At 68.2% G+C, this 7147-nt stretch carries 6 protein-coding genes; 1 reads left to right on the forward strand and 5 read right to left on the reverse strand.

Annotation, left to right across the window (positions count from 1 at the left end):
• Positions 1-418 precede the first annotated feature (418 nt).
• From DRB06_RS08335 to DRB06_RS08350, 4 genes are all read right to left on the reverse strand, one after another.
• Positions 419-1312 (reverse strand): carbohydrate ABC transporter permease, encoded by an 894-nt coding sequence (locus tag DRB06_RS08335; protein ID WP_111819671.1) that lies wholly within the window; start codon positions 1310-1312, stop codon positions 419-421.
• Positions 1309-2460 carry a carbohydrate ABC transporter permease gene (locus tag DRB06_RS08340; RefSeq protein WP_258522205.1) on the reverse strand — a complete coding sequence of 384 codons (1152 nt, stop codon included), beginning with the start codon at positions 2458-2460 and terminating at the stop codon, positions 1309-1311. The genes DRB06_RS08335 and DRB06_RS08340 overlap by 4 nt, the downstream gene beginning before the upstream one ends.
• A complete protein-coding gene (locus tag DRB06_RS08345) occupies positions 2457-3698 on the reverse strand; it encodes an extracellular solute-binding protein (RefSeq protein ID WP_111819672.1) in 1242 nt (413 codons plus the stop codon). Before DRB06_RS08345 ends, DRB06_RS08340 begins: the two co-directional genes overlap by 4 nt.
• A 73-nt stretch (positions 3699-3771) precedes the next feature.
• A complete protein-coding gene (locus DRB06_RS08350; RefSeq protein WP_210580232.1) occupies positions 3772-5667 on the reverse strand; it encodes a glycogen debranching N-terminal domain-containing protein in 1896 nt (631 codons plus the stop codon).
• Between the two features lie 176 nt (positions 5668-5843).
• Between DRB06_RS08350 and DRB06_RS08355 the strand changes: the two genes are divergently transcribed.
• Positions 5844-6881, forward strand: a complete 1038-nt coding sequence (locus tag DRB06_RS08355; RefSeq protein ID WP_073333510.1) for a LacI family DNA-binding transcriptional regulator — start codon at positions 5844-5846, stop codon at positions 6879-6881.
• Between the two features lie 10 nt (positions 6882-6891).
• Here DRB06_RS08355 and DRB06_RS08360 read toward each other — a convergent pair.
• Positions 6892-7147, reverse strand: a 256-nt coding sequence (locus tag DRB06_RS08360; RefSeq protein WP_309300327.1) for a YbdD/YjiX family protein, incomplete at its 5' end; no start/stop codon positions are given.

Consider the following 7147-nt stretch of genomic DNA (forward strand, 5'->3'; position numbering starts at 1 on the left):
ACAAGCCAAGCGCCACCGACACCCCTCCAACCCCCTCCAGCCACCAACTTTCAACGAAGTCATGCGGAAAAGTCGGGGTCAAAACGTACCAATCTTTGTACCGTAGACCGAATCGTGACCATCCGGCGAGCGCCCCAACATCCCCATACGTCCCAACAACCCCACACACCACACCCGCAACCGCCGCTCTCGCCACCTCCAGACGTCCCCGCCGCACCGCCGCTCCCGCCGCAGACCATCGTCGACACCTTCACCCAGCCGGGCGACTCCCACGCCACCTCACCGTTAACAACGCCAGTTAACGCTCTGCTGAAGGCCTCCGAGGCATACAGCAGACGACTAAGCGGCGCAGCAGACCGCAGACCGGCGTAACAAAATGCACCCGAATCCCGTAAGGCGCCCTCCGGCCCCAGGACATTCATTCCTTGACCGCACCCGAGGTGGTGTCCATGATCCGGCGTTGGAAGATAAAGAACAGCACGGCCACCGGCACCGTCATAATTAGGGCGGCGCCTAATTTCAGCGGGTACTGATTGCCCTGCCCCAGGCTGCCGGCGCTCAGCTGCGCCACGCCCTTGGTCAGGGTGACCAGTCCGGAAGAACGCGACGCCACGATGAAATGGCTCAGCTCGTTCCACGATCCCTGGAAGGACAGAATGGTGATGGTGACAAGGCTGGGCACGCTCATGGGCAGCACGATCGAGAAGAAGATCCTCCAGGTGCCCGCCCCGTCCACGCGGGCCTGCTCCTCCACCGAGGCGGGAATCGACTCGAAGAAGCCCTTCATGATGAACACCCCCGCGGCGTCACACAGCAGGGGAACGATCAGCCCCGACCAGGAGTCGTACATCGACAGCTGATTGATGACGAGGAACTTCGGAATCAGCAATACCACGCCCGGCACGGACATGATCGCCACCAGCAGCGCATAGACGATTCCACGGCCTTTGAAGGGGATGCGGGCGAGCGCATATCCGGCCATGGAATCGAACAGCACACGCCCGGCGGTCACCACCAGCGTGACGACGAGCGAATTGCGCATCCACAGGGGGAAGTCGGATGCCCCGAACAGCTTCACGTAGGCGGCCGTCGAGAACGTGCGCGGAACCAGGCCCAGGGGGTCGGAAGTCGCCTCCGACTCCGTCTTGAAGGAGGTCGCGACGTTGATCAGGAATGGGAAGACGTAGGCCAGCGCCAGGACCACGAGGACCAGGTACAGTGCCGCCCTGCCCACATGCAGCCGAGAACGCCGTCGGGTGGCACGGCCACGGCCGCGGTCCATATGACGCCCGGATGACCCGCTGGTTTTCATCGGCCCGCCCCCTCCATGATGCCCTCGGCGGTGACCGCCTGCGCGGAGCTTCGCTGTCGCCGTCGGGACTGCCGCCGCCGACGCCGCTCGGCCCGCCTTGCCCGCACGTCATCCTTGTCGCGCAGCACCCAGCGCTGTAGCAGCGTCAGCGCGATGATGATCGCGAACAGCACGAAGGCTATGGCGGAGCCGCGGCCCCACTTCTGGTTGGAGAAGGCGGCCTGGTAGGACAGGTACGCGGGCGTCAGCGTGGTCTTGCCGGGGTCGCCCTGCGTGCCCGTGTAGATCTGGTCGAAGACCTGCCAGCAGCCGATGAGGCCGAGCGTGATGACCGTGAAGAAGGTCGGCTTGAGCTGGGGGACCGTCACCCTCCAGAAGCGCGTCCACGTACCGGCGCCGTCGATCATGGCGGCCTCGTCCACCGACGGGCTCAGCGATTGGAGGGCGGACAGAAAGATGAGCATGAAGGTGCCCGACGTCGTGAAAACCGCCATGACGATGAAGGCGGTCATTGCGAAGGACGGGCCGGACAGCCACTCCCACGCCGTGACGCCGAGGAACCTGCCGGTCAGCGTCCGCGACCCGTCGATGCCGAACAGTCCGAGGAGGGCGGCGACGACGCCGGTGGGATCGTGGAACCAGTTGGGACCGGTGACGCCCAGATGAGACAGAATCTTGTTGACGGCGCCGGAGGCTGAGAACAGGAAGAGCCACAGCACCGTGATGGCCACCGAACTCGTCACCGAGGGGAAGTAGAAGGCGGTGCGGAATACGCCGCGGGCCATGATCCGCTGGTTGACGAGCACGGCGAGGAACAGGGACAGAAATGTCTGTGTCGGCACCACCAGCAGCACGTACCACACGTTGTTGCGCAGGGCGATACCGAAGTCGCGGGTCGCCAGCCCGCCGGAGACGAGTTCGGCGTAATTAGCGGCGCCGACGAAGTTCACGGAGCCGGACAGCGGGCTGCCGACCCCGCTCCAGTCGGAGACGCTGACCCACGCCGCCATGAGTACCGGGAGTAGCAGAAACACCGCCAGGACGATCACGGCCGGCGCAACGAACAGCCAACCGACCAGGCCGCCTCCCCCACGACGCCTGCGGGTGCTGGCCCGGCCCGAACCGGAGCGGGATCGGCGGGAGCTCACGCGATCACGGCCTCAAGATTGGTCTGGACGGACTCCAGGATCGTCTTCGGGTCCGCGCTGGACAGGGTTGCGATCTGGGAGTTGAAGTCGGCGACGACGTCGGCCGCCCCGGCGGCGGTGGGCACGTTGATGGCGTAGTCGGCGCCGGCGATGAAGGCGGTCATGGTCGGGTTCTCCGCCTCCCACTGCTCGCGGGCGGAGGAGACCGAGGGCATGACGCCGAAGGCCTGGGCGAAGGCGAGTTGCTGCTCCGTGGAGGTCAGGTACTCCACCAACTTGACGGCGTCCTCCTTGTGCACCGACGCCTCGGCGATGCCGTAGCCGTTGGTGAACTGCATGGTGCCCTTCCCGGCGGGGCCCGCGGGAAGCTCGACGGCTACATACTCGATGTCGGGGTAGTCGGCGGACAGGGAGCCGACCAGCCAGTTTCCCTCAATCGCCATGGCTGCAAGACCGGAACCGAAGGCCTCCCCGCCCCAACCGGCACCGAGATCGGAGGAGAACACGAGCGCGCCGGATTCGAGCAGGGTCTTCACCTCGGTCAGGCCCGTGATCGAGCCTTCGGAGTTCGCGGTGGCCTCGGTGCCGTCCGCGTTGGTCAGTCCGCCCCCTGCCTGCGCCATGAAGGCCCCGACGCGGGCGTATTCGGGACTGCATGTCAGCGGCGTGGTGCCGGAGGCGGCGAGCTTCGCCGCGACCGACTCCAGGGATTCCCAGTCGGTCGGGTAGTCGGCCTCGGTAAGCCCGGCGGCCTGCCACATGGCCGTATTGATGAACAGGGCCAGCGTTGAGAAGTCCTTCGGGGCGCCGTACAGAACGCCGTCGCGAGTGAGGCTGGAGACCAAAGACGGATAGAAGTCGTCGACATTGCTCAGCTGGTCGCCGTAGGCGTAGAGCGATCCGTTGTCCGCGTAGGAGGCGAGATAGTCGGGGGCCAGGTAGAAGACGTCCGCGGGGGAGTCGGCGGCGAATCCCTGGGCGAGTTCCTGCTGGAGGTCGGTCGCGAGTTGCAGCTCCACCGCGATGCCGGTATCGGCGGTGAAGGCCTCGACGGCGGTCGTGTAGGCCGCGGTTTCGGCGTCGCCGGACGAGGCGATCAGGAGCGTGAGGCCGCCTCCGGATCCGGAGGCGGCGGCGTTCCCGGAGTCGTCCATCGAGTTGGATCCGCAGGCTGCCAGCGCTGCGGTGATTGCGGCGGCGATGGTGTAGGTGCCGAAGGTACGGCGAGTGATCTTCATGTTCTCTCCTTTGAGGTGTCCCGGGCGGGGGATGGTGGGTTGATGTGGGCTTGGTAGGTATGGGGCGGTGGACTCAGAGTGCGCGGGCGACCACGGCGCCGGCGGCCGCCGCCCACGCCTGTGGCCGACAGGAGGCCGGGTAGGGGACCGGGGCGCCGTCGTCGGCCGGCGTCCCGGAGAACAGCTCGGGCATGCGGAACCCGAAGCAGGGCGCCGCCGTCAGTAGGGCCTCGGCGAGCGTGCGCGCCTGGGAGGTGAAGCCGTCGCGCAGCAGGCCGTCGATGGCGATGGCGGTGTCATGGGTCCACACCGATCCGCCGTGGTAGCTCAACGGCCAGTAGCCGGCCATGGTGGAGGCCAGGGTGCGCACGCCATAGCCGGAGTTGAGTTCCGGGGAGACCAGCAGCTCGGCCACCCGACGCGACTGTGCCCGGTCCAGGATGCCGGTTCCCAACAGGTGACCGATGTTGCTTGCGAGAGAGTCGACCTGCTGCTTGCGTGCATCCAGGGCGATGACGGGGTAGCCGTCGGCGGTGTCCCCGCGCCAGAAGGCCTCCGCGAAGCGCTCCCGCAGCGCGGCGGCCCAGGTGGTTGCCGTCGCCGCCAGGACCGCGTCGTCGCCGTTGCCGAAGTCACGCAGCAGCTCCGCCCCGGCCAGCGCCGCGGCATGGGCGTAGGCCTGCACCTCCACGAGCGCGATCGGCCCCTGCGCGATGCGGCCGTCGGCGAACTGAATGGAGTCGCCGGAGTCCTTCCAACCCTGGTTGGCCAGGCCCCTTCCGGTGCCGTCCACATACTCGATGAAGCCGTCGCCGTCGGTGTCGGCGCAGGTGGTCAACCAGGACAGTGCCCGGCGCAGGGGGTCCAGTAGTTCGCGCACGACGGGCTCGGCCAAACCCGCGCGGCGGGCGTCGGTCAGCGTGAGGATCCACAGCTCGGTGGCGTCGATCGTCCCGTAGTAGAGCGGCGGCAGGACCGTGTCGGCATCGACCGCGTTCGCCTCCCGGCGCAGCTCGTGCATGATCTTCCCGGGCTGTTCGGCGGTATCGACGTCGTACCTGCGCCCCTGCAGGTCCGCGAGGGTGCGCAGCGTGCCCTCCGCCAGGGCCAGGGACCAGGGGTCGGCGGCTTCCAGCAGCAAGCGTGAGGTCCACAGCGAGTCCCGGCCGAACAGGGTCAGGAACCAGGGTGCGCCCGCGGCGGCGAAGGGCTGGGTCGGTGTGGCGCGGCGGGCCAGCAGCAGGTGGTCCAGGTCATCCAGGGCGACCTCCAGCCAGGCGGCTGCACGCGCATCGGGTGTTCCACGGCGCTTGCGGGCCGGCAGGGCGGGGGCGGGCTGGACGACGGCGTCGTCGTCGGATGCGGTCAGGGACCAGGACGCGGTGAAGGGGATATCGGCGGCGACCGAGACGTCCCAGTGCAGACGCAGGCGCGTGCCTACGGTTTCCAGACGTGCCTCGGGGGCGTTGACGACGGCGCGCACCTGGCCGCGGCGGACCGAGGCGGTGTCTCCGCCGGCGACGGTCCAGGGAAGGTCGCTCAGACGCTCACCGCCCTTGATCATGGCGAGGGGGGAAAGGTCGGCGGCCAGCTCGAGAGTGAGGGTCGTGGATACGGGTCGGTCCTGGGCGATCCGCACAGTCAGTGTCTCGGTGAGGACGGTGCCGTCGTCGGCGGGGACGAGCGTGCGATCGGTGGTGATGATGCTGCGGGGATCGGCCCCGCCGCGGTCGAGGCCGCGGGCGAGGGCGCGATGGCGTGAGGCCGCGGCTCCGCACCGCTCGACGCTCAGGTGTTCCAGCGCGGAGCCCGTTACGGACAGCGCGCGCAGGCGCAGTGCGCGCACATCCGACTGGTAGACCCCCTGTACGGGCGCATCGCCCATGGAACCGTCGGGCGCGGCGATCGCCTGTGCCGGGGCGTTGACGATCACGACCTGCTCATGGAGGAGAGGTTGGAGCTGGGTCATGACGGTCCTCGACTTCATCGGCGCTGACGCGAACGTCGTCAGCATAAGCAAGATTATTTTAACGATCAAGTCCTTGGTAGCACTACATTTGATCGTTATAAGACAGGACTTGTTCTCCGGTATGAAGTAAGCTGTGGCGGGGCGAGACGCCCGCAACATCATGGGGGTGGAGAGGCATGGCGGCCAGGGCCGTGACCATTCAGGAGGTGGCGCGCCGCGCCGGCGTCTCACCGCAGACCGTGTCCAACGTCCTGAACAATCCCGAGCGCGTCCGTCCGGCCACCGCCCGCAAGGTGCATGCCGCGGTCGACGAGCTCGGCTACCGCGCCGATGCCGCCGCCCGCCGTCTGCGCACTCGTCGCTCCGACACCATTGGGCTGCGCCTCGCCCCGCTGCCGGCGGGGATATCCGGCGCCATCCTCGATGTCTTCCTCCACGAGATCACGATGCGCGCCGCCCAACTGGGGCTGCGCATCCTGCTGTACACCGCCGCCGATCGCGACGACGAGATCACCAGACTGCGCGAGCTGGTCGCCTCCGGGGACATCGACGGTGTCATCCTCACCGACACGCAGGCGGGTGATCCGCGCCCCGCCTGGCTGCGCGACAGGGGCGTGCCATGTGTGTCCTTCGGCAGGCCGTGGGGTGAAGAGGAGGCGGCCGAGCACCCGTGGGTCGACGTGGACGGCGCAGCCGGTACTCGCGCCGCCGCCGAATACCTCATCGACACCGGTGCGACGAGGATTGGTTTTCTCGGCTGGCCGGACTCGGCGGGTCAGGGCGTGTCTCGATGCGCCGGGTGGCGCGACGCCGTCCTGGAGGGCGGGTTGATGAACGCCAGCGACGCCGACGAGCTCGTGACCACCTGCCCCGACAACGTCGCGGATGCCATGCGTGCCGCGACGCAACTACTTACACGCCATACCGACATCGATGGACTGGTCTGCGCCTCGGATTCGTTGGCCTTCGGGGCGCTCCTCGCCGTCGGGCCGAAAGTGCGCGTGATCGGCTTCGACAACACCCCCGTGGCGCGTGCCGTCGGCCTATCCAGCGTGGATCAACGCATCGACCTCGTCGCGCAGGCCGTTCTCGACCTGCTGGTCAAGGACGGCCGGGTCGTCGCGCAGGCAGCCGGCAGTCGGGTCATCACCCCCGAGCTGCGAGTGCGCAGCGCCGTCATCCAGGACCCGAGCGTGCTCGGGAGCGATGCCTGAGCGCGGCAGGTCAGCAGCAGCCGGCGGAGACGTTGCTCTCGTCGAAGTCGGCCCGGGCCCGCCACCACTGGCGCGCACTCATCGGTGCGTGGTCGGGGTGCTCGCGCCGATGCCGTTCGACGTAGCGGTCGTAGGCCGACTCGCCCGTGAAGTCGCGCCACAACCCGCGCGCTCGGGCCAGGCCCGCGCGAATCCGACGTGCCCGCCGCGCCGCGGAACGCATCCGCGGCGCGGCGGACGCCGTCGTGCCGACGGCCTCGGCCGCC

This window comes from Actinomyces sp. Z5, from assembly GCF_003287795.1.
In the GTDB taxonomy this organism is placed as follows: domain Bacteria; phylum Actinomycetota; class Actinomycetes; order Actinomycetales; family Actinomycetaceae; genus Actinomyces; species Actinomyces glycerinitolerans.